Source organism: Shewanella septentrionalis (assembly GCF_025370265.1).
GTDB classification, from domain to species: domain Bacteria; phylum Pseudomonadota; class Gammaproteobacteria; order Enterobacterales; family Shewanellaceae; genus Shewanella; species Shewanella hafniensis.
Genome location: NZ_JAMTCC010000026.1, coordinates 24214 through 44846, shown reverse-complemented (window position 1 = coordinate 44846; position 20633 = coordinate 24214). Strand labels below are relative to the sequence as shown.

At 47.1% G+C, this 20633-nt stretch carries 19 protein-coding genes; 7 read left to right on the top strand and 12 right to left on the bottom strand.

Annotated features, from left to right (window positions below; genetic code table 11):
- Positions 1 to 32 precede the first annotated feature (32 nt).
- Positions 33 to 1535 carry a capsule assembly Wzi family protein gene (locus NE536_RS15255; RefSeq protein ID WP_261273210.1) on the top strand — a complete coding sequence of 501 codons (1503 nt, stop codon included), beginning with the start codon at positions 33 to 35 and terminating at the stop codon, positions 1533 to 1535.
- 65 nt (positions 1536 to 1600) lie between these two features.
- Here NE536_RS15255 and NE536_RS15250 read toward each other — a convergent pair whose 3' ends face one another.
- Both NE536_RS15250 and NE536_RS15245 read right to left on the bottom strand, forming a co-directional pair.
- Complete coding sequence (locus NE536_RS15250; RefSeq protein WP_261273209.1) at positions 1601 to 2608, bottom strand: NAD-dependent epimerase; 1008 nt, start codon at positions 2606 to 2608, stop codon at positions 1601 to 1603.
- Positions 2609 to 2631: 23 nt separating this feature from the next.
- Positions 2632 to 3795, bottom strand: coding sequence for a nucleotide sugar dehydrogenase (locus NE536_RS15245; RefSeq protein ID WP_261273208.1), 1164 nt, complete (start codon positions 3793 to 3795; stop codon positions 2632 to 2634).
- Positions 3796 to 4030: 235 nt separating this feature from the next.
- On the opposite strand from NE536_RS15245, the gene NE536_RS15240 reads away from it, so the two are divergent.
- The 3 genes from NE536_RS15240 to NE536_RS15230 are packed head-to-tail and all read left to right on the top strand — an operon-like array spanning position 4031 to position 7164.
- Positions 4031 to 4762, top strand: a complete 732-nt coding sequence (locus tag NE536_RS15240) for a glycosyltransferase family 2 protein (protein ID WP_261273207.1) — start codon at positions 4031 to 4033, stop codon at positions 4760 to 4762.
- 2 nt (positions 4763 to 4764) lie between these two features.
- Positions 4765 to 5430: a TVP38/TMEM64 family protein gene (locus NE536_RS15235; protein WP_261273206.1), complete on the top strand. Its 666-nt coding sequence runs from the start codon at positions 4765 to 4767 to the stop codon at positions 5428 to 5430.
- A 9-nt stretch (positions 5431 to 5439) separates the two neighbouring features.
- On the top strand, positions 5440 to 7164 hold the full coding sequence (locus tag NE536_RS15230; protein WP_261273205.1) for an ArnT family glycosyltransferase: 1725 nt from the start codon (positions 5440 to 5442) through the stop codon (positions 7162 to 7164).
- Between the two features lie 61 nt (positions 7165 to 7225).
- Here the strand turns inward: NE536_RS15230 and mutM are convergent, their stop codons facing one another.
- From mutM to NE536_RS15190, 8 genes are all read right to left on the bottom strand, one after another.
- Positions 7226 to 8041 carry a bifunctional DNA-formamidopyrimidine glycosylase/DNA-(apurinic or apyrimidinic site) lyase gene (gene mutM, locus NE536_RS15225; RefSeq protein ID WP_011845381.1) on the bottom strand — a complete coding sequence of 272 codons (816 nt, stop codon included), beginning with the start codon at positions 8039 to 8041 and terminating at the stop codon, positions 7226 to 7228.
- A 35-nt stretch (positions 8042 to 8076) separates the two neighbouring features.
- A complete protein-coding gene (locus NE536_RS15220; protein ID WP_106648854.1) occupies positions 8077 to 8532 on the bottom strand; it encodes a hypothetical protein in 456 nt (151 codons plus the stop codon).
- 90 nt (positions 8533 to 8622) lie between these two features.
- The gene (gene moaA / locus NE536_RS15215; RefSeq protein WP_261273204.1) at positions 8623 to 9606 is read right to left on the bottom strand and encodes a GTP 3',8-cyclase MoaA; all 984 of its coding nucleotides are present in this window, start codon (positions 9604 to 9606) and stop codon (positions 8623 to 8625) included.
- A 16-nt stretch (positions 9607 to 9622) separates the two neighbouring features.
- Positions 9623 to 11434, bottom strand: a complete 1812-nt coding sequence (locus tag NE536_RS15210) for a bifunctional molybdopterin-guanine dinucleotide biosynthesis adaptor protein MobB/molybdopterin molybdotransferase MoeA (RefSeq protein WP_261273203.1) — start codon at positions 11432 to 11434, stop codon at positions 9623 to 9625.
- A 33-nt stretch (positions 11435 to 11467) separates the two neighbouring features.
- Positions 11468 to 12058 (bottom strand): molybdenum cofactor guanylyltransferase MobA, encoded by a 591-nt coding sequence (gene mobA, locus NE536_RS15205; protein ID WP_261273202.1) that lies wholly within the window; start codon positions 12056 to 12058, stop codon positions 11468 to 11470.
- Positions 12042 to 12752 carry an ABC transporter ATP-binding protein gene (locus NE536_RS15200; protein WP_115335872.1) on the bottom strand — a complete coding sequence of 237 codons (711 nt, stop codon included), beginning with the start codon at positions 12750 to 12752 and terminating at the stop codon, positions 12042 to 12044. The genes mobA and NE536_RS15200 overlap by 17 nt, the downstream gene beginning before the upstream one ends.
- 3 nt (positions 12753 to 12755) lie before the next feature.
- Entirely contained in the window at positions 12756 to 13463 is a 708-nt protein-coding gene (locus NE536_RS15195; protein WP_107402989.1) for an ABC transporter permease, read from the bottom strand.
- The gene (locus NE536_RS15190) at positions 13460 to 14284 is read right to left on the bottom strand and encodes an ABC transporter substrate-binding protein (protein ID WP_006079399.1); all 825 of its coding nucleotides are present in this window, start codon (positions 14282 to 14284) and stop codon (positions 13460 to 13462) included. The genes NE536_RS15195 and NE536_RS15190 overlap by 4 nt, the downstream gene beginning before the upstream one ends.
- 284 nt (positions 14285 to 14568) lie before the next feature.
- Here NE536_RS15190 and NE536_RS15185 point away from each other — a divergent pair, with 284 nt between their 5' ends.
- A complete protein-coding gene (locus tag NE536_RS15185; protein ID WP_006079400.1) occupies positions 14569 to 15951 on the top strand; it encodes a sigma-54-dependent transcriptional regulator in 1383 nt (460 codons plus the stop codon).
- Between the two features lies 1 nt (position 15952).
- Positions 15953 to 18106: a sensor histidine kinase gene (locus NE536_RS15180; RefSeq protein WP_261273201.1), complete on the top strand. Its 2154-nt coding sequence runs from the start codon at positions 15953 to 15955 to the stop codon at positions 18104 to 18106.
- 339 nt (positions 18107 to 18445) lie between these two features.
- On the opposite strand, the gene NE536_RS15175 is transcribed toward NE536_RS15180, so the two are convergent.
- Both NE536_RS15175 and NE536_RS15170 read right to left on the bottom strand, forming a co-directional pair.
- Positions 18446 to 18904, bottom strand: a complete 459-nt coding sequence (locus tag NE536_RS15175) for a GNAT family N-acetyltransferase (RefSeq protein ID WP_261273200.1) — start codon at positions 18902 to 18904, stop codon at positions 18446 to 18448.
- A gap of 94 nt (positions 18905 to 18998) precedes the next feature.
- Positions 18999 to 19658, bottom strand: coding sequence for a 7-cyano-7-deazaguanine/7-aminomethyl-7-deazaguanine transporter (locus NE536_RS15170; RefSeq protein WP_006079405.1), 660 nt, complete (start codon positions 19656 to 19658; stop codon positions 18999 to 19001).
- A gap of 225 nt (positions 19659 to 19883) precedes the next feature.
- Between NE536_RS15170 and NE536_RS15165 the strand changes: the two genes are divergently transcribed.
- Positions 19884 to 20624, top strand: a complete 741-nt coding sequence (locus tag NE536_RS15165) for a substrate-binding periplasmic protein (RefSeq protein WP_261273199.1) — start codon at positions 19884 to 19886, stop codon at positions 20622 to 20624.
- Positions 20625 to 20633: the final 9 nt, after the last annotated feature.

Sequence of the window (20633 nt, the reverse complement as noted above, 5' to 3'; positions counted from 1 at the left end):
TGTGACCTCGCGATGATACTTAAAAGGATGTTATGAAGGCTTTTTTAATCCCCGCTATCCTTGCTACTAGCGTTGCCTCTGGCTTGTTATTTTCTTCAATGCTTACTGCTGCACCTTGGGTTGATGCTTCAGATATTTATCTTCGAGCCGATATTCAAGCACTTGCCGATGCGGGTGTGATTACTGTGCCTGTGAATACCTATCCCTTAATGTGGGCCGGTATTGGTGCTGATCTAGCGAAGGTCGAGCCAGAAAAACTGAGCCCAAGTTTAGTTCAGTCTTTCGCAAGGGTTAATTTTTACTATAGTAGCGCAATTGGAAATCGTGGAAATACCAGCGTTAAAGTAACCGCCGGTACTGATGCCGCACGGTTTCAGCATTTTGGTTCAGACTACCGTGAGCAAGGTGAATTAAATATTTCCCATGAATACGTTGGAGAACGTTTTGCCTTTAAAGCTTCTGGAAGTGCCAATTATGATGCTACTGAAGACCAATTTCGTTTAGACGACTCTTATATATCAATGATTATTGATAACTGGATTATTACGGCAGGGACTCTTGAGCAGTGGTGGGGACCAGGGTTTGACTCTTCGTTGCATAAGTCGAATAACGCGAGGCCAATGCCTTCAGTGATGCTAAGTCGTAATAATGCGGCAGCGTTTGAAACGCCGTGGTTGTCTTGGATTGGCCCTTGGACCTTAACCGCCGGCTTTAGTCTATTTGAAAACAATCGGGCAGTTGCCAATGCAGCATTATGGAATTTTAGATCGAGTATTAGGCCAATAAAATCGGTTGAAATGGGCGTTTCTTGGACAACACAGTTCTGTGGTGAAGGACAGGATTGCGGTGTTAAAAGCTTTTTTAAAGCGATAACTGGTGGCACTGAATGTGCGGATGGAAGTGCAACATGCGATCCAGCCTCCAATACTAAAATTGGTAATCAATTGGCTGGGTTTGATATCCGATATGCGGATACTTGGTTTAAGGTGCCTGTCGGGCTTTATCTTGAACGAACCTGTGAGGATTCTAGCGGCTCTAACCCATGGGATTTAGCTGATTGTGCATACTTATTTGGCGCTGATACGCGTTTTGCATTTACAGATCAACAATATAAGTTGTTTTTTGAATATACAGATACTGTGGTTGCATGTGGTCTAGATCCTAATGAATTCAATTGTTTTTATGAGCATTCAACTTACTTGAGTGGTTCTCGATATTATAATCGAGCCCTAGGCTCAACTTATGATAGTGACGCTAAAGTATATGTCGTAGGTCTTGTGGGTCAGTTTAGTAACAGCCGTGGTTTTACTTCTTTATTGCGTTATGCCCAGCTGAATAAAGATGGTTCAAATGTGGCCAACACTTGGGCGCCGCAACCACCGAAGGAAGATTTGTTGATGTTAGAGTTTTCTTACCGCATGCCACTGTGGCAAGGTATGTTAAATTTGGGCGGAACAGTATCGAGATCGGAATTTGATGTTCAAGAAAACGATACTAATGCCACGCTCTTTAGCAGTTTTGAGTATCGATTCTAACATTCATGATTAAAGCAAAGGCCTGCATTCTTGCAGGTCTTTTTGTTTGGCTTTTTGACACAAAATTATTTGTTATAGAACTGGCGATACCAGTCCACAAATTGTGCGACCCCAGTATTAATATCCATTAATGGCTTATAGCCAACGGCATCAAATAGGTCACTTGTGTCGGCCCATGTCGAATGCACATCGCCCGGTTGCATCGGTAGGAAGTTCTTGTTCGTTTTAATGCCTAAGGCATCTTCTAGCGCTGTAATAAAGTCGAGTAACTGCACTGGGCTACCATTGCCAATATTAAAGACGCGATATGGCGCGCTGCTGGTGGCCGGCGTGCCAGCCTCTACTGTCCAGTCCGTATTTGGGCGAGGTGGTTTGGCTTGTACCCGAATGATTCCCTCAACAATATCATCAATATAGGTAAAGTCTCGACTGAGGTCGCCATGGTTATACACATCGATTACTTCACCTGCGAGTATGGCTTTGGTGAATTTAAATAAAGCCATATCGGGACGGCCCCAAGGGCCGTAGACGGTAAAAAAGCGCAGACCTGTCGTCGGTAATTGATATAAATGTGAGTAAGTGTGCGACATCAATTCATTGGCTTTCTTCGTGGCGGCATAGAGCGAAATGGGATGATCTATGCTGTCTTCAGTGGAGAAGGGCATCTTTTGATTCAAGCCATAAATTGAGGATGAGGAAGCATACACTAGGTGTTCAATTTTATGATGGCGACAGCCCTCTAATATCGTGAGATGTCCGACTAAATTGCTATCTGCGTAGGCAAGGGGGTTATCTAGCGAGTAACGCACCCCCGCTTGAGCTGCCAGATGAATAACGCGTTGAAATGCATGCTGGGCAAAAAGCGCAGCAATACCTTCCCTGTTTGCGAGATCGAGTTTAATAAAATGGAAATTATCTAAAGTTTGTAAAAGGTCTAAACGTGCCAATTTGAGATTGACGTCGTAATAGTCATTGAGGTTATCAATGCCGATAACTTCATGGCCAAGTAAGCAAAGGCGTTCACTGACTTTGGCGCCGATAAAACCCGCAGCGCCTGTGACTAAGTATTTCATTTATGACCTTTATTTAAAGTGTATTAATCATGGTGAAATAGATCTCGGGTATAGACTTTATCCGCAACATCATTGAGTTCATCAACCATACGGTTGGAGACGATCACATCACACATTGACTTAAATTCAGTTAAGTCTCTCATCACGCGAGATTTGAAAAAGTAATCTTCTTTAAGTACAGGCTCAAACACGACGACTTCAATGCCTTTCGCTTTAATGCGCTTCATCACGCCTTGCACTGCTGAGGCGCGGAAATTGTCTGAATCGGCTTTCATGATCAAACGATAAATTCCTACACATTTTGGCTGCTTACGGATAATAGCGTCGGCGATAAAGTCTTTGCGTGTGGTGTTTGAGTCGACAATGGCACTGATTAGATTGTTTGGGACATCATTGTAGTTAGCCAGTAATTGCTTAGTGTCTTTCGGAAGACAGTACCCGCCATAGCCAAAAGAAGGATTGTTGTAATAATCACCAATACGCGGATCGAGGCTAACCCCCTCAATAATCTGGCGAGTATTTAATCCTCGACTCTCTGCATAGGTATCTAGCTCGTTAAAGTAGGCGACCCGCATGGCAAGAAATGTATTAGCAAATAACTTAATCGCTTCGGCTTCGGTGCTATCGGTCAGCAAAATAGGAATATCTTGCTTGATTGCCGCCTTAGCTAAAAGGTCAGCAAAGACTTGGGCACGCGCCGAGCGTTCACCGACGACAATCCGTGAGGGATGAAGATTGTCATACAAGGCTTTCCCTTCGCGTAAGAACTCTGGAGAAAAGAGTATGTTGTCGCTCTTAAACTTGTGCCTTAATGCTGCTGTATAACCGACGGGGACAGTCGATTTGATGATCATCGTCGTATCAGGATTAACAGCGAGTACATCACGAATGACGCTTTCAACCGAATGGGTATTAAAATAATTAGTCTGAGGATCGTAGTCTGTTGGAGTCGCAATAATCACAAAGTCAGCCGATTGAAAGGCTACATTTTCCGTTGTTGCAGTTAAATTCAACGATCTGTTTTGCAGGTAGTCTTCGATTAATTCATCAACCACAGTGGATGTGCGTTCGTTAACTTGCTTGACACGTTCAGGGACTAAATCAATTGCAGTGACTTGGTTTTGCTGCGCCAATAAGACGGCATTTGATAGGCCCACATAGCCCATACCCACAACAACAATTTTCATAAATGGCTCGGATGTTATATCGATATGCTTAGATAAAATAACATAATTCCATCGGGAAAAGGCGTAATTCATTGAAAACGACAGTTCCAAATTAAGAGCTCTTTCTTGTCTTTTTACTAGTTTACAATTCCACACTAGCATTCTGTTTAAGTCATATTACCTATTTATCCAGATTTTAATTTTGCAATAATTGTGTGATACCGTATTTGTGGTCATAAAGTTGTGGAGTGTTAAATTGATCTCTATTGTGATCCCCGCTAAAGATGAGGTGGGCAACATTAGCCCTTTAATGAAAGAGATTTGCCAAGCTCTTCAAGGTTTGACTGAGTTTGAAATCCTTGTTGTCGATGATGGCAGTGAAGATGATACCTTTGGTGAAGTGATGCGCACCGCAGCTGAACAGCAATGTGATGCTAAAGCGATTCGCCATGAACGAAGCACGGGGCAAAGTACTGCGATATCGACCGGCGTTTTGCACGCACGCGGCAAATATATTGTGACCTTAGATGCCGATGGCCAGAATGATCCCGCCGATATTCCGGCCATGCTGGCCCAGTTGCCGCAGATCCATGCCGAGCATTTCTGTATTGCGGGGTACCGTAAAAATCGTAAAGACACCGCTTGGAAGCGATTCCAGTCCCGCTTTGCGAATAAGGTTCGCGATGCGTTTCTGCACGATGGCGTGCCTGATACGGGCTGTGGCCTAAAGTTATTTCCCCGTGAAACCTTCCTTCGTTTACCCTATTTCGACCATATGCACAGATACATTCCTGCCTTAGTGCGTCGTATAGGCGGGGAGATTCTTATTTCGGTGGTGAATCATAGGAATCGTCAAGTGGGCATCTCTAAGTACACGGCTTGGAATCGTGTCTGGGTTGGTATCGTTGATATTATGGGGGTGATCTGGCTTGGGCGGCGGGCGAAAATAGCCAAGGTTATTCGCAGTCAAGCAAGTTGGCGTGACTGATAATGAAGCGATTCTATAATGCGGTGTTTATCGTTTTCATTCTGCTGGCGTTGATGTTTTCCGTCCAACAGGGGATGTTTGAGCATTTGACCGATAGCAACTGGGTCGCGCATTTTATTGCAGAACAAGGCTCGTTTGCACTCTTAGTATTGTTGGCTGTTGGTGCGCTATTTACCGCTGCTGGTGGCCCAAGACAAGTTATCGCTTTTGTCTTTGGTTTTGCCTTGGGTGGGATTTATGGGGGGCTATTTTCAACGCTAGCCGCCTTGGTCGGCTGCGTATTGGCTTTTTATGTAGCGAGATTAACTATCCGCAGCAGTTTACAGCGCCGCTTTGGCCTTAGGTTGCAAAAGTTTGAAGCTCTTATCAGCGACAAAACCTGGTTGAAAGTGCTGATGATACGCTTACTGCCCGTCGGCAGTAATTTACTCACCAATCTATTTGCTGGTGCAACTCATGTTCCTGCGCGTGGCTTTATGCTGGGCAGCGTATTAGGCTATTTACCGCAGATGTTGATTTTTAGCTTTGCGGGGGCGGGTATAGGTTTATCGGATCATCATCAGCTAGGGATCAGTATCGGATTATTTATCCTATCAAGCGTGATTGGCGCGTATTTGTACCGTTCCAGCCTGCGTAAACAGGTCGATGAATTGGAAACCGAAGCATAAGGATTCAGGATGGAAGCTCTTACTCGCCGTTTCAATAGTCAGGATTACTACCAAGTACTCTGGCCTTTGCTATTGATAAGCTTGCTAATTTTGCTGGTGGGGGTAGGATTTCGATCCCCTTGGCCTGCAGATGAGCCGCGTTTTGTGGAAGTCGCACGGGAAATGGTGTCTTCGGGACAATGGTTATTTCCTACCCGTGGTGGCGAGTACTACCCTGATAAACCGCCGGTATTCATGTGGGCTATCGCGCTATTTTACCAGATGACGGATTCTCTTAAGCTCGCTTTCCTCCTCCCTAACGCGTTGTGCGGACTTCTGACAGTGTTCCTGGTTTACGATCTTGGCGCCAGATTGTGGAATGTACGTGTTGGCCGCAATGCCGCCCTGTTACTGTTGATTGTGCCGCAGTTTTTAATGCAGGCTAAAAATGCCCAGATCGATGCTATGGTGATGTGTTGGATCACAGTGGGATGCTACGGCTTGATCCGCCACTTTTTGCTCGGTCCCCATTGGCGCTGGTATTTTGCTGGCTGGGCATTTATGGGGCTAGGGGTGATCACTAAGGGCGTCGGCTTTTTGCCTTTATTAATGCTGATCCCTATTGGTATTTATGCCGTTAAAGACAAAAGCCGTTTTCAAGGTCGTTTAACTTGGCTATGTCTTGCTGGGCCTTTGGCTATGCTTGCCGTGATTGCCTGCTGGTTGGCGCCCATGGTGCTGACAGTGCAAGCCCATGGCACGCCCGAACTTATTGCCTATCAAAATAATATCTTGTTTAAGCAAACTGGTGAGCGTTATGTCAACGCTTGGCATCATATTAAGCCTTGGTATTTCTTTGTCTTAAGTGTCATTCCGTGGATGTGGTTCCCTATTTCGCTGCTGGTGGTTGCTTACTGGAAACAATGGGTGCAGAAGGTGAGGACCGATCCTACTATTGCAATTCTGTTGATTTGGGTGGCACTGGTAGTGTTGTTTTTCAGCATCAGTCCGGGTAAGCGTAATGTGTATATTCTGCCTGCTTTGCCTATGTTGGCGCTGGCGGCCTCAGCGGTGTTAACGGATGTTGCGCCTAAAATGTGGTTTGAAAAACTTGTCAGTGGATTACTGTGGTTTTTAGGTGTAGTGGTCTTGCTGGCGGGTGTGCTTGCGCTTATTCATCATCCCGCATTAGTCAAAGCCCTTGCCGACTATACCGACGATTTAACGGGTATTGGCTACCTATTTATCCTGCTTGGTCTGCTCTGGTTCCTGCTGCTTTGGCTCGCCCGTAAACAGTTTGCTCTCGTTAAGATGGGGATTGTCTCTGCCTTAGGCTGGTTGCTGATCAGTACTTGGGGGTATTCTATGCTCGATGAAATGCGCACTCCTAGAAGCTTGATGCTGCATACGGCAGAGGTAATTGGCGAGGACGCCGAGCTAGGCTTAGTGAACTTTAAAGAGCAGTTTATTTTGTTCTCTCCCATGAGTGTGACGCACTTTAGTTATCTTGCTTCAGTTGAGGAACAAGAGCGTAATGCATGGCAATGGATGCAGGAAAATAAACAGCGTTATTTATTAGTGCCGAGCGGGGCTGAGCTGAGCTGTTTCGATATCAAAGGCGGCAAGAGCATGGGAATGGCCCATCGTGATGAGTGGATTTTGTTATCGACCACTGAGCTTAAATCGCAGTGCGAAAAGCCCAAACGCGAATATCGTTACTTTACCGATCATCCAGGTCGTTGGTTAAAAGAGTAATCAAAAGTCATATCTAAGAAGCTAAAAATGCCTGCGATTGCAGGCATTTTTATCGGTGAGATTAGCGTGTCTGGCAAATGCCACAGAATACTGTGGTGCGTTGGCCTAAACGGATTTCACTCAATAGGTTACCGCAGCTGGTGCAGGTTTCACCGCCGCGACCATAGACATGCAGTTTTTGGGCGAAGTAGCCGGGCTTGCCATCGGCATTGGTGAAGTCTTTCAGTGTGGTGCCACCTTGCTTAATGGCGTGGGCTAAGATTTGCTTCACTTCGGCAACTAAAACGGTTAAACGCTCGATATCGATCTTACCTGCCTCGGCTTCAGGATGAATGCCCGCCGCAAACAAGGCTTCATTAGCGTAAATGTTGCCCACTCCCACCACGATATGATTGTCCATTAGGCAGAGCTTGATGGCTTTTTTCTTGCCCGCTAAAGCTGCCGCTAATTGTGCGACATTAAAAGCCTGGGTCAGTGGCTCTGGTCCCAGTTTGGCGAGTAATGGATGGGCTTCTTCTGGGAGTTCACACCACAACCAAGCGCCGAAACGTCTGGGATCGTTAAAACGTAAAATGCGGCCGTTGGCGAGCACTAAGTCGATATGGTCATGCTTTTCTACTGGGGTATCGTGGGGCAAAATCCGTAAACTCCCCGACATGCCTAAATGCACTATGCTAGTGCCCGCGTCAGTGTCGATTAATAGATACTTAGCACGGCGTCGCACTTGGCGTATGACTTGGCCGATAATTTGTTTGGCGATGTCAGGCACTGGCCAGCGCAACGAACCATTGCGGATCACAAGATCAACCACGGTTTGTTCGACAAGGAAGGGGGCAATACCCTGACGGGTGACTTCAACTTCTGGTAATTCCGGCATGGATTCTTTCTTATCTTAAGTAAAATGGGGCGGCATTAAGCTGCGGGTTTCGCATCGAGGATCGGTTGTAGTTTAGCTCGTAAACTCGGAGGCACTAAATACCAATTGCCAGCGGGTGACTTTAACGCGCCTTCATTGGGGAAATAGATCCACAGCTGAGCATCGCGGATATCTGCAATCTGGATGACTAATTCTTGTGGATTATCTGTGGTTTCTGGTGCCGCCGTTAAGGGAGACACCCGTATGGTTTGCCACGCCTTTGCCCATTCATCACAGTTGAGAACTTTAGTGTCGCACTCCCATTGTGATGCTTGCTTGTGCAGCCACATTCCATCGAGTTGCAGCTGTGAAAGCGGCGCATTATCGTCAAATAACAGCTGAGCATCACTCGGAACATTATTGGTCTTGTTATCCATATAAGTCAGCACGGCGACCATAAAGACGCAGGCGACAATAATGACGTTATTCCATTGCTTACGAGTTAAGGCCATAGAAATGTGTGACGCTAAGTATGGGGTGATGCTTCGAGTTTATCACGGCCAAATTGAGATGCTAGCCCTTAAGCGATTGAGGGTTGATACTTAACCGCCAGTGGCGTTCATAAAGCGTAGAATTTGTACCTGATTATTGCCAAAGTCGTGTTGCTTAGGCTTGAGGTTAATGCCCGCGAGAATAGCGGCTTTAAGTCTCTCAATATCTGCGGGAAATTCCCTGACTATGCTTTTGAGATCAACGGCATGCTCATTGCCCAAACACAGCAATAATTGGCCTTCGACTGTGACGCGCACTCGATTACATTCGTGGCAGAAGTTGTGACTGTGAGGCGAGATAAAGCCGATATGGATTGGGCTGTCGGCCATAGTGTAATACCGCGCTGGACCGCCAGTGCGTTTGCTCGATAGCTGCAGCGGATAGCGACTTTCTATGATGGCTTTGACTTCATCACTGCTGCAATGACGGGCGCGTTTACGCTCATCTATTTCGCCAAGCGACATTTCTTCGATAAAGGCGATGTCTAAACGGCGACCACGGCAGAAATCAACTAAATCAATGACTTCATTATCATTCTGCTGCTTTAAAATCACTGCATTAATCTTGATACGTTCAAAGCCCGCCGCAATGGCGGTATCGATACCGTCGATGACTCTGACTAATTTGCCGTTACGTGTTAACTGGGTAAACAATGTGGGGTTTAAAGTATCTAGGCTGATATTGAGGCGCTTTAATCCTGCTGCAAACATGGGCTTAGCGAATTTTTTCAGCCTTGAACCATTAGTGGTCATGGACAAATCTGTCAGCCCAGGCAGTTTGCCAAGCAGGCTCACTAGCTGATCGCAATCGTTGCGAACTAAGGGTTCGCCGCCAGTCAGGCGAATTTTAGTCACACCAAGCTCGGTAAAAGCTTGGGCAATCCAAGCTAACTCTTCGAGGTGGAGTACGTGGTCCTTTGGCAGAAAACAGGGATCTTCCGTCATGCAATAGACACAGCGAAAGTCGCAGCGGTCGGTGACCGAGAGCCGTAAATATTCGACCTTACGGCCAAAGGAATCCACCATTAGACTCATAAAAACTCACTGGATCTTAAAGCAGATCCGCAAAGGGTTGAATAAACACAGTTTCACCTGCATTCACGGCTTCTGCATCATCGCCTATGATGATGAGACAATTCCCTTTGACCATTGAACTTAACATTCCGGAACCTTGGTTACCCGTGCTGCTCACGTGCAGGCGTCCATCTTTGCCAAGTTGATAAATCCCGCGAATAAATTCGGTACGGCCTTGGCGGCTTCGCAGTGTTTCATCACTTATTGCGGGGAATAGCTGCGCTTGCCAGTTCACTTCACCCGCTAATTTACGTAAAGCGGGCTGCACAAATTGCAGGAAAGTGACCATTACCGCTACAGGGTTGCCCGGTAATCCGAAGAATAAGCTATCACCGATTTTGCCGAAGGCGAGGGGCCGACCCGGACGCATGCTAATCCGCCAAAAATCGATTTTGCCTAAGCGGGCCAGTACGGTTTTAATGTAATCCGCATCACCGACTGACACGCCGCCAGAGCTAATGACGACATCGGCAAGGGTAGCGGCTTTAGCGAGCGTCGCTTCGAGCGCGGTTTCAGAATCTTCGATAATGCCTAAATCGATAACATCACAACCAAGACGTTTCGCCATCGCTTTGATGGTAAAGCGGTTTGAGTCATAGATGCAGTTGGCTTTGAGTGCTTCGCCAGGTTGGCTCACTTCATCGCCGGTGGAGAACACGGCAACGGTTGGGCGGCGATAGACACTCAGGCGATTGAGCCCGAGTGAAGCCAGTAAACCTTGTTCGGCGGCGCTTAGGCGAGTGGCTTTGGCGAGGGCGACTTGGCCTTGGGCGATATCTTCCCCCGCGAGGCGAACGTGTTGACCCGCCAGAATACGGCCGTCGAAGCTAACATTGCCGTCGACTTCCTTGGCTAGTTCACGGGGCTGCACAGTATCGGCACCCACGGGCACAGTCGCGCCCGTCATGATTCGCACAGTTTCGCCGACGTTAAGCGTGCCCGAATATTGATGACCGGCAAGGACCTCACCCACCCGTTTTAAGGTAGTAGGCATGGGGTCTTGATAGACAAAGGCGTAGCCATCCATCGCCGAATTGGTTTGTTGCGGCACGTTGACGGGAGAAATACTGTCGCTAGCCAGTACGCGGTTATCTAAGGCGTCTAAGTCAATCTCTTCGACTTCTGCCACGGGTGAAACATGGGATAAAATTTGCGCTAAACCTTGGCTGACGGTGAGGTTTTTATTGTCGCCTATGGCGCAGGCATCCACGGCTGAAATCGGGTATTGGAGTGGCGCTTCCCAGTTTTGGGCATACTCAATGACAAAGTCGGCAATTTGGCTGACATTGTTGAGATCGAGTCGGCGCAGCTCACTTGGAAGTGCGTCGCTTGGCAGCTGAGTATCATCGCAACAGGCGATGGCGAGGATATTTTCATCTTGGGTGTAGATAAAAGGTTTACCGTGGGCGGCGCGGTGCAATTCAATTTTAGGTAAAGCGAGTTTTTTAAAGCCTTCGACAAGGACGATATCGATTTTGTCGGCTTCGATTTGCTTGAGCAAATGGACTAACTCAGGATCGCCATCGCGTGCATCTTCTGTCATCAGCGCCCAGCGCACGTGGGAGGCGACCAGCATTTGCCGCGCACCGGCTTTACGCATTTCGTAACTGTCTTTGCCGGGAATATCCACGTCGAAATTATGGTGCGCATGTTTGATCACGGCTAAGCGCAGACCACGTTGATTTAGTTCGGGGATCAATTGCTTGAGTAAGGTGGTTTTCCCCGTGCCACTGTAGGCACAAAATCCGAGAACGGGAATAGCGAGCGGATTGACGAAGGGGTTACTCATTTGCACCTCTAATTTGGGTTATTGGAGCCTTAGCTATTTGGTAATTTCCATGGCCAGTCGTTGTTTTTGTTCTGGCGTATTCACATTTACAAAGGCATTGGGCTGGTCGGAGAAAGACTCCACAACAAAGTGATGCTTGGCATACCAAAAGTCCACTTTACGCTCACCCGCCTCAAGAAACGCTTTCATCGAGTTACGTAAGCTGGGTTTTAACAGTAAGACGACGGGTTGCTCATATTCACCGTCACTGGCGACGGCGATCTCCGCATCTTCAGCCTTAATCGCTGCCAGCATACGCGGCACAAGGTCGGTTGGCAGCAGTGGGCAGTCGCAGGGCACCACCAATAAGTAGTCTGCATCCGTTTGCCCCATTGCGGTGATCATTCCCGCCAAAGGGCCGAGGAAACCAGTATGTTCATCGCTTATCACCTTAAAACCGAACTCAGCATAACGTGTTTGGTTGCGATTTGCGTTGATCAGGATCTCCTTAACCTGAGGTTTTATTCTGTCTATTGTGTGCTTAATCATAGCTTCGCCGTTTAATTCGACGAGACCTTTATCGTCGCCGCCCATGCGACGCGCCATGCCACCGGCGAGAATAACGGCATCAATTTGCGATGACATATAAAGACTCCTGTGCTGGCAAAGATTCAGGGTGTTGATAAGAGGTCGTCACTCGTTCGCCTTCTATATGCCACTGCTGTTCGCAGATGGAGGTTAACGCGCAATTCTGATGACTACTCAACAACATACCTGTGCCTTCGTGTTTGAGTTGTTGGATCATTTTTAATACGAGCTCTTGGGAATCCTTGTCCATATTGGAGGTCGGTTCGTCGAGCATTAACAGTTTAGGTTGTAGGATCCAAGCGCGCGCAATGGCGAGCCGTTGTCTTTCGCCGCCAGAGAGATTACTAGCTCTGGCGTGTAGCAGCGACCCTAGCTGCGCCATCTCAATCGCTTGAGTAATACGTTGTTTCGCCTTGGCTTTTGTTTCTGAACTGAAATTCAGCCCATAGGTGAGATTATATTCCACTGTGCCGTCGAACAAATAAGGATGTTGGTGCAAATAAACTGCTTTACCTAATAAGGGATTGCGTCGCCACCAAGCATTTTGGGCAAAACCCACAGTCTCAATTTTGCCTTTCGTTGGCGCCATCAAGCCCGCAAGAATTTTCATCAAGGTCGATTTACCCGTGCCGTTGTCGCCTTGCAGATAAATCACATCCCCTTGGCAGAGCGCTAATGCGTCCGCTTTGAATAACAGGCGCGCACCAAAGGACATCTCTAAGTCACGGGCGATCAGTTTGACTTTCGTCATTGCTTAATGGCTCCTTGGCATGGCTTTGCCGCGTAAACCACCGAGGGCAAAGTTGAGGATCAAGGCCAAGATTAGCAGCACTAGCCCGAGGGCGATAGCTTGGGCGAAGTCGCCTTTGCTGGTTTCGAGTGCGATAGCTGTGGGTATGTTACGGGTTACGTTTAAAATATTACCGCCGACCATCATAGAACAACCCACTTCGGTCAGAATACGACTAAACGCCGCGACAATTGCCAGCAGTAAGGGCATACGTAGCTCGCGGCAGACTGTCCATACGGCGCTGCACCAAGAGGCACCTAAAGTACGTGAGGTTTCCCATGCTCTACGGTCAACGCTAGTAAAGGCGGCTTGGCTCATCGCAATCAGTACCGGCGCGCAGATCAACATTTGCCCGAGGATCATACCTTCTTGGGTGAATAACCATTTTAGATCGCCAAGAGGACCATTGCGGGTGAGCAGTAAATAGACCAGCAGACCGATAACCACAGTGGGGATTGATTGCAGAGTTTGAACTAAGTTAGTGACTATCCATTTACCGCGAAATGGCGCAAACGCCAGCACAAAGCCGAGTACCATAGAAGGCACCAGCGTGATGAGCAGCGCCGCGAAAGATACCGAAAACGAGATCGAAATGATGGACCAAACGTCGGGGTCTAAAGAAAACAGCAGGCTTAACGCCTGCTGTAATAGTGCTAGCCAGCCGTCGCTCATTCGCTATAAGTTGCCTTGAACAATTGCTCGCCATCAACTTTGAAGTTATTGATCATGCTTTGACCTTCTTTGCTGATCAACCAGTCACTGAACGCTTTAGCGCCTTTGTGGTTTAGATCTGGGTACTTAGCAGAGTTGATCAGGATAACTTGGTATGGGTTGGCTAAGGTTTTGCCGCCATCGAAATCAACACCAAGATCTAGCTTAGTTTTGTAAGCTACAAAAGTACCACGGTCAGACAGAGTATAACCTTGCATTTCATTTGCCATTAGCAGGGTTTTGCCCATGCCTTGACCTACTGACGTGTAACCTTTGAAATCGGGTGTCACACTTGCCGCTTTCCATACTTCTAACTCTTTGATGTGAGTGCCTGAATTGTCACCACGAGAGATAAAAGGTACGCCTGATTTGGCTATTTTCGCGAAAGCTTCTTCGGCATTTTTGCTGTCACGGATTTTTGCTGGGTCATTTTTAGGGCCCAGTACTACGAAATCATTTTCCATGATGCCGCGGGGTTCAACACCAAAACCGTCGGCGACGAATTTAGCTTCGGCACTTGGAGCATGAGTCATAACTAAATCCACGTCACCTTGCTCACCCAGTTTCAGGGCTTTGCCTGTACCAGTGGCGATAACTTGAACCTTGTAGCCAGATTCACTTTCAAACTTAGGTAACAGTTCTTTTAATAGGCCTGAGTTTTCAGTGCTGGTGGTCGTGGCTAACTTGATAACTTCAGTCGAGTGAGCGGGTAAAACGGTGAACATACTGGCTGCAACAACCAGGCCCAGTAGTGACTTAATATGAGATTTCATGTTTAGCATGGGTACTCCTTGGCGAAAAATAGGATTCCAACTCAAATGCCTACTGAGTGGAAGGTCTCGTAAATTGTAATACGTTCGGTTGAAAGCAAATTAGATGCCAAGCTGAGAATGCGGTCATTTTCTTCACAGCTTAACCTAATTTGTGAGCTTGATCCCAAGCTTAACAAATACTCTACAGACAAATTGTCTCAGCACCTACTTCCTGTGGTTCATAGTGACCTATTCATCTATTTTCAGTGCTAGAATTGGTCGCAAATGAGTCAAAATGTCCAGAAGCAGACAATATGAGCCAGATAGATAATAACCTCAAGCCTCTTCCATCGGCAGTATCGGTACTGATTGTTGATGATGAACCCGGAATGCGCAGTTTTTTAAATAAGGCACTCTCGAAGAAATTCGCCTTAGTCGAAACAGCAGGCAGTATCGAAGATGCGGAGCAGCTCCGTAGCCGCTGCCATTTCGATCTGCTTATCGTCGACATTCGACTGCCAGGCCGCTCGGGTATCGAATGGCACGAAGCGCTAGATGAGCAGGGTCGTCGTTCGGACATCATTTTTATGACCGGCTATGCCGACATGGAAGTGGCGATTACTGCGCTGCGCGCGGGTGCGTCTGACTTCATCATGAAACCTTTCCACCTTGAGCAGATGATGACAGCGGTCGATCGTTGTATCGAACGCCGCCTGCTCAAACGCGAAAACTTGATGCTGCGCCGTGAGGTTTCAATTGGTTACTCATCGACCATTATTGGCAGCAGTGAGGCCATGAAGTCGGTGAAACACATTATCGAACGTGTGGCGCCGACCAATGCCGTGGTGTTGATCCAAGGTGAGTCGGGCACGGGTAAGGAATTAGTTGCACGCCAATTGCATTTGCTCAGTGGACGTCAGGGACCTTTTGTCCCAGTCAATTGTGGCTCTATCGCTCCTGAATTGCTCGAAAGTGAACTGTTTGGTCATACCGCAGGCGCATTTACGGGTGCCAAAGGTAATCGTGAAGGTTTATTCAGTTTTGCCTCGGGCGGGACGATTTTCCTCGATGAAATTGGCGAAATGCCACTGAAAATGCAAACGGCATTACTCAGAGTATTAGAGCAAAAAGCGATTCGCCCTGTGGGCAGCGAGAAAGAAGTGAACATAGATGTGCGAGTGATCGCGGCCACCAACCGCACTCTGATTGATGAAGTGGATGCGGGGAATTTCCGCCGTGACTTATATTATCGACTGAATGTGCTCGATATTTTAATCCCGCCATTACGTGACAGACCCGAAGATGTGGTCGAGTTAACCCATCACTTCACCCGTCAACTCGCCGCCGAATTAGGGGTTAGAGAAGTAGTGTGGAGCCATGAGGACATGGTGAAGTTGCAACAACACGAGTGGCCGGGCAATATTCGTGAGCTGCGCAATATGATTGAGCGCTGTATTTTGCTGGGCAAGCCGCCTGCGGAATATTGGAAACAACAGCTGAAGAGTGAGTCTTTATCTACATCGGGTTATCCATTGGATTGGCCCTTAAAAGAAGTCGAAAAACACCATGTGACTAGCGTTGTGGACTTACATTCTGGCAATAAGTCTGCCGCAGCGAGGGATTTAGGCGTTTCGCGTAAAACTTTAGATCGTAAGTATAAAGAGTGGTTTGATTTCAGCGGCGATCAGGAGTCATAGGGTGTCATTCTTTACTCACTTTTTTGGTGTCAGTTGGCAGCAAATGCAGGCCAAGGTGCGCTATCGCATATTAATCCTGACATTACTACCTATTCTGCTGACACTGGTGAGTTTAGTGTTTATCACTATTTACTGGAATATCAGCTACACAGGTAAGCAGCTGTTTATGAAAGTTAAAGCTGACTTATCTGTTGCCGAAAATACCTTGCAGCAAGTGCAAGTACGGCAAGAAAAGCAACTCGAACGTGTGGTAACGTCTTGGACCTTTCAAAATGATTTTAGGCCACTTTTTAGTGGTAAAGAATTAACTGGTGAAGTCATCCACAGGGCCAGTCTCGACGCATTTCTCCTCGAACAGAAAAAACAACTTAACCTCGATTATCTGCGTCTCGTCACTGTCGCCGAAGCGGCCGCTGACCCTGATTTACGGCAGATCCTCCCAAAGATAAACGGTTTATTACCTTATTCCGGCTTGATGGTGCTACCGCCAGAGCGTTTAGCGCGCATAGACCCCGAATTGGCGATCACTGCGAGCATCCCGATTGTCGCGACCTTGCGGGCACAGAGCCCGACTAAAACCGTTGAAGAACGCGGTTTATTAAGCCGTAGTCTGCTACCCGTGCCTGATATGCAAGGTAAAGTGGCTTGGTATCTGGATGGTGGCATTCTGTTTAATCGTGACACGCGGATTGTCGATCACATTCGTGATTTGGTGTATGACAAGGGCACCTTACCCGAGCGCTCCATTGGCACTGTGACCATCTTCTTAGACAACATCCGTATTTCCACTAACGTACCATTGCACTTTTATCCCACGGGCAACGAGACGCAAGGTCGCGCGCTGGGCAGTTTAGTGTCGGAGGAAGTTAAGGAAAAAGTGTTAACCCAAGGCGAGCAATGGGTCGACCGCGCTTTTGTGTTTAATGATTGGTTTATATCCGCTTATGCTCCCTTGGAAGATATTCGCGGCCAGCGTGTTGGCATGATCTATACGGGTTTTTCTGAGTCGCCTTTTATCCATAATTATTTATTAAATATCATAGAGCTAGGCACGATTCTAATGTTGGTGCTGCTGGTGTCGGGCTTGCTGGTTTATCGCGGCGCCTATAGCTTGTTGCAGCCGATCGAGCGTATCCACCATGTTGTGCAAGCAGTACAGTCGGGGCGCAATATTCGTATTGGCGCGTTAGGGTTAGATAGGGATAACGAGTTATCGAACTTGGCCGAGCAGTTCGACAGTATGCTCGATCTGCTGCAGCGCCGAAATGCCCAGATCCAAGCGGCAGCAGAGCAGCTTGAAATGAAGGTCGAAGAGCGTACCCGCAGCTTGCAGGACAAAACCTTAGAACTGCAACGTAACGTGGCGTTACTGAATGAAACACGTCAACAGCTCGTCACCAACGAGAAGCTCACCGCACTCGGTGAATTGACCGCGGGTATTGCCCATGAAATCAATAATCCGACCGCCGTTATCCTCGGCAACATGGAGTTACTGCGCTACGAGCTTGGCGATAATGCGGAAGTAGTAAAAGAAGAAATTGATCTCGTTATTCAACAGGTGGGACGGATCAGCACCATTATCCGCAGCCTGTTGCAGTACAGTCGTCCGGGTGAATTTAACGCCCCGTTAGAAATGCATCCGATTACCCCCATTATTGAAGAAATGTTGGTGTTAGTGCGGCATTCGATTCAGAAACAAGAAGTGGTATTGATCACTGAGTTAAACGCCAGTTGTCCAGTGCAGGTTAATCGACCGCAGTTGCTGCAAGTCTTGATTAATCTGGTAGTAAACGCGGCGCATGCGATGGACGGTAAAGGACGTATCTGGGTGCGAACCTATGACTGGGTGCAGCAAGATATGCCGATTGGCGTTAAAATCGAAGTGGAAGATGAAGGTTCTGGAATTGCACCAGAGCAGCTAGGGCGGATTTTCGACCCCTTTTACACCACGCGTAAGGATGGCACTGGTTTAGGGCTTTCGCTCAGTTACGGCATTATTAAACGGATTGGCGGCACGATAGAAGTGAGCTCAACCTTAGGTAAAGGCACATTATTTACCATAGGCTTGTACCATGAGGCGAAGGAAGATCAGCAAAATAATCCCTACGAGGGCTTACATATTGCGGGCAACTACAGCGACATGTCTGCCGATTAGCTTGCCGATGAGTTTTACCGAGTGAGATATGGCTGTTTGTTGTATTCGATTGATTAGTGTCATTAAGCAGTTGTTAGTTCTGCTTTATGTGACTTTGCATCACCGAATTTTAGGCAAAAAAAAGCCGGATGATGAATCCGGCCACAAAGAGTGTGTGTGAGCAATGTCGTGCTTGCAAACTCAGGAGCTCCGTAACAACGTCGATTACCAGTCATCGTTGTTAAAGATGAGTTTTGGAACGCACGTTAACGATAATCATTCTCAATTGTGTTTGCAAGCTATTTATTGAAAAAAGTGCGCATCTTTACAAATATCGTTTCGCTCTTATCTATTAACTGTTTAGATCGACTTACGTAGATGCAGTTTATGATCGACTAAGTTTTTTGGATCGGCCTTGAGCTCGGTAATTAAATATTGATTACTGATCAACAAATTAAGCATCGCAGGGAAACGGTTCATCGTTTTCACCTGAATATGGTTATAGCCTTGACGGCGTGCCCAAGTTTCTTGATATTCGAGTAGACTCTGCGCTAAGCCTAAACGTCTAAAATCTGAGGCAACGCCACCTAACCAGCTATAAAAGATGGCATTTTCTTGCTCGTAACCTAGTTTAAACCCTGCCAATTCACCTTCCACATACGCGACTAAGATCAAACACTGCTTGCCCTGTAAGCGCTGATTTAACACTTCGCTGGTGAGGGGGCGATCGAGTTCAGGGATTTGTTGACTAAGTTGGATAAGCTGAGTGGCTGACTCGGGAGTCAAACCTGACTCTGCTTTAATTTCGATAGAATACATTGCTTGCTCTCATAAAAAATCAGCCCCACTCGCGCGTTAGCAGGGCTGAGCTATTAACTGGTCAAATTATAACAGGTCTGGCCAGTTGAGTTAATCAGGAAATTGATTCTTGCGGATTGGTGCGCAAAATCTTGTCTTGTAAGACTTTTAGCAAAACCCCGTAGGCAGGCAGGAAAAGACCTAAGCTCACGATCAGCTTAAAACCGTAATCGACAGTGGCGATTTCGGGCCAATTGGCCGCCATAAAGCTATCGGAAGAGGCGTAAAAGGCGATACTGAAAAACACTAAGGTATCGACCAGATTACCCACTAAGGTCGATGCTGCAGGCGCGACCCACCAAGAGCGGCTCATTCGAAGACGGGCAAAAACCTTAATATCCATTAACTGACCAATCAAATAAGCAGCAAAGCTGGCGAAGGCGATTCGGAACACAAAGGTATTCCACTCTGCAAGTGAGTCAGCGCCTTGGAAGCTACCTTGATGGAACACGACACCCATCACGTAGGAAATCATCAAAGCGGGAACCATAGCTTTGAGTATGATGCTACGTGCGGCTTGTTGGCCAAAAATACGGACAGTGAGATCTGTGGCTAAGTACACGAATGGAAAGCTAAATGCGCCCCAAGTTGTGTGGTAACCAAATAGCTGAAATGGCAATTGTACTAAGTAGTTGCTGACGCAAATAATCAGTATGTGGAATCCTACTAATAGGAATAAGGCGCGGCGAAGCTGCGCTGTGGTTAACATTAACATATGTGGCCTTTTTAGTTGTGTAGGGCGGGGTGAGGGAACCCGCTAATTTTCAATTTATTATGTTTACGACAATATCACCGAACATTACCGAACATTACCGATCGCAGCGAGGCGAAATCGGGTCGCCATTATAGTGGCCGAGTTTTAAGATGCAAGCCTGCTGTTTAAATGTACGCATAGAATGAAAACTCTTCTACACTTTGAGTACGTCGAAGGAGGATAACCATGAGACGATTCTTTGCTATTTTTTGCTTACTTTTAGCCATGTTACCTGTATCCATTTGCGCCGCCCAGCCGATTGTCGTCAATGTAGCGACGGCATCGTGGGATGATTTTGCCAATCGTGATGAAACGGGCTATTACTTCGAGTTACTTCAGCGGGTTTTCCCTGAGCCAGAATGGCAACTCAAAGTGCAGTTTATGCCCTTTGCCCGCAGCCTTTATCTGGTTGAGCATAATCGTACCGATATCACCCTCAGCGTTTATAAGGGAGATACTAAAAAGGCGCTGTTAACTGAGAATACGGTTGAAGTGGATTCTATCGATGTAGCGGTGACCGCCGAGTTAGCGGCGACTTGGACAGGACTTGAGAGTCTATCCCATAAGAGGGTTCAGGCCATGTTGGCCTATCGATACAATATGTTGACTCCCGTGCCCATGTACTACGAAGAAAGCAGCGATATGCTTACTATGCTCAATAGCTTAAATGCAGGGCGCATAGATGCCGTGCTGGATTATAAATCTAATCTGCTTATGTATGTGCCTAAGCTGAAGGCGTCACAAAATTTTGTGATTATTCAAGGTGTACTCAAGGCCGAAACCTATTTCGCCTTCGCGAATACTGAAAAAGGTCAGATGCTGAAACACCATTTTGACCTTGCACATAAACGTTTAATTGATTCGGGTGAACAGGACAGGCTTTACCTTGAAACGCTTGAAAAACGCAGGGTTGATGGTGAAAAATAGGTCTTAGAC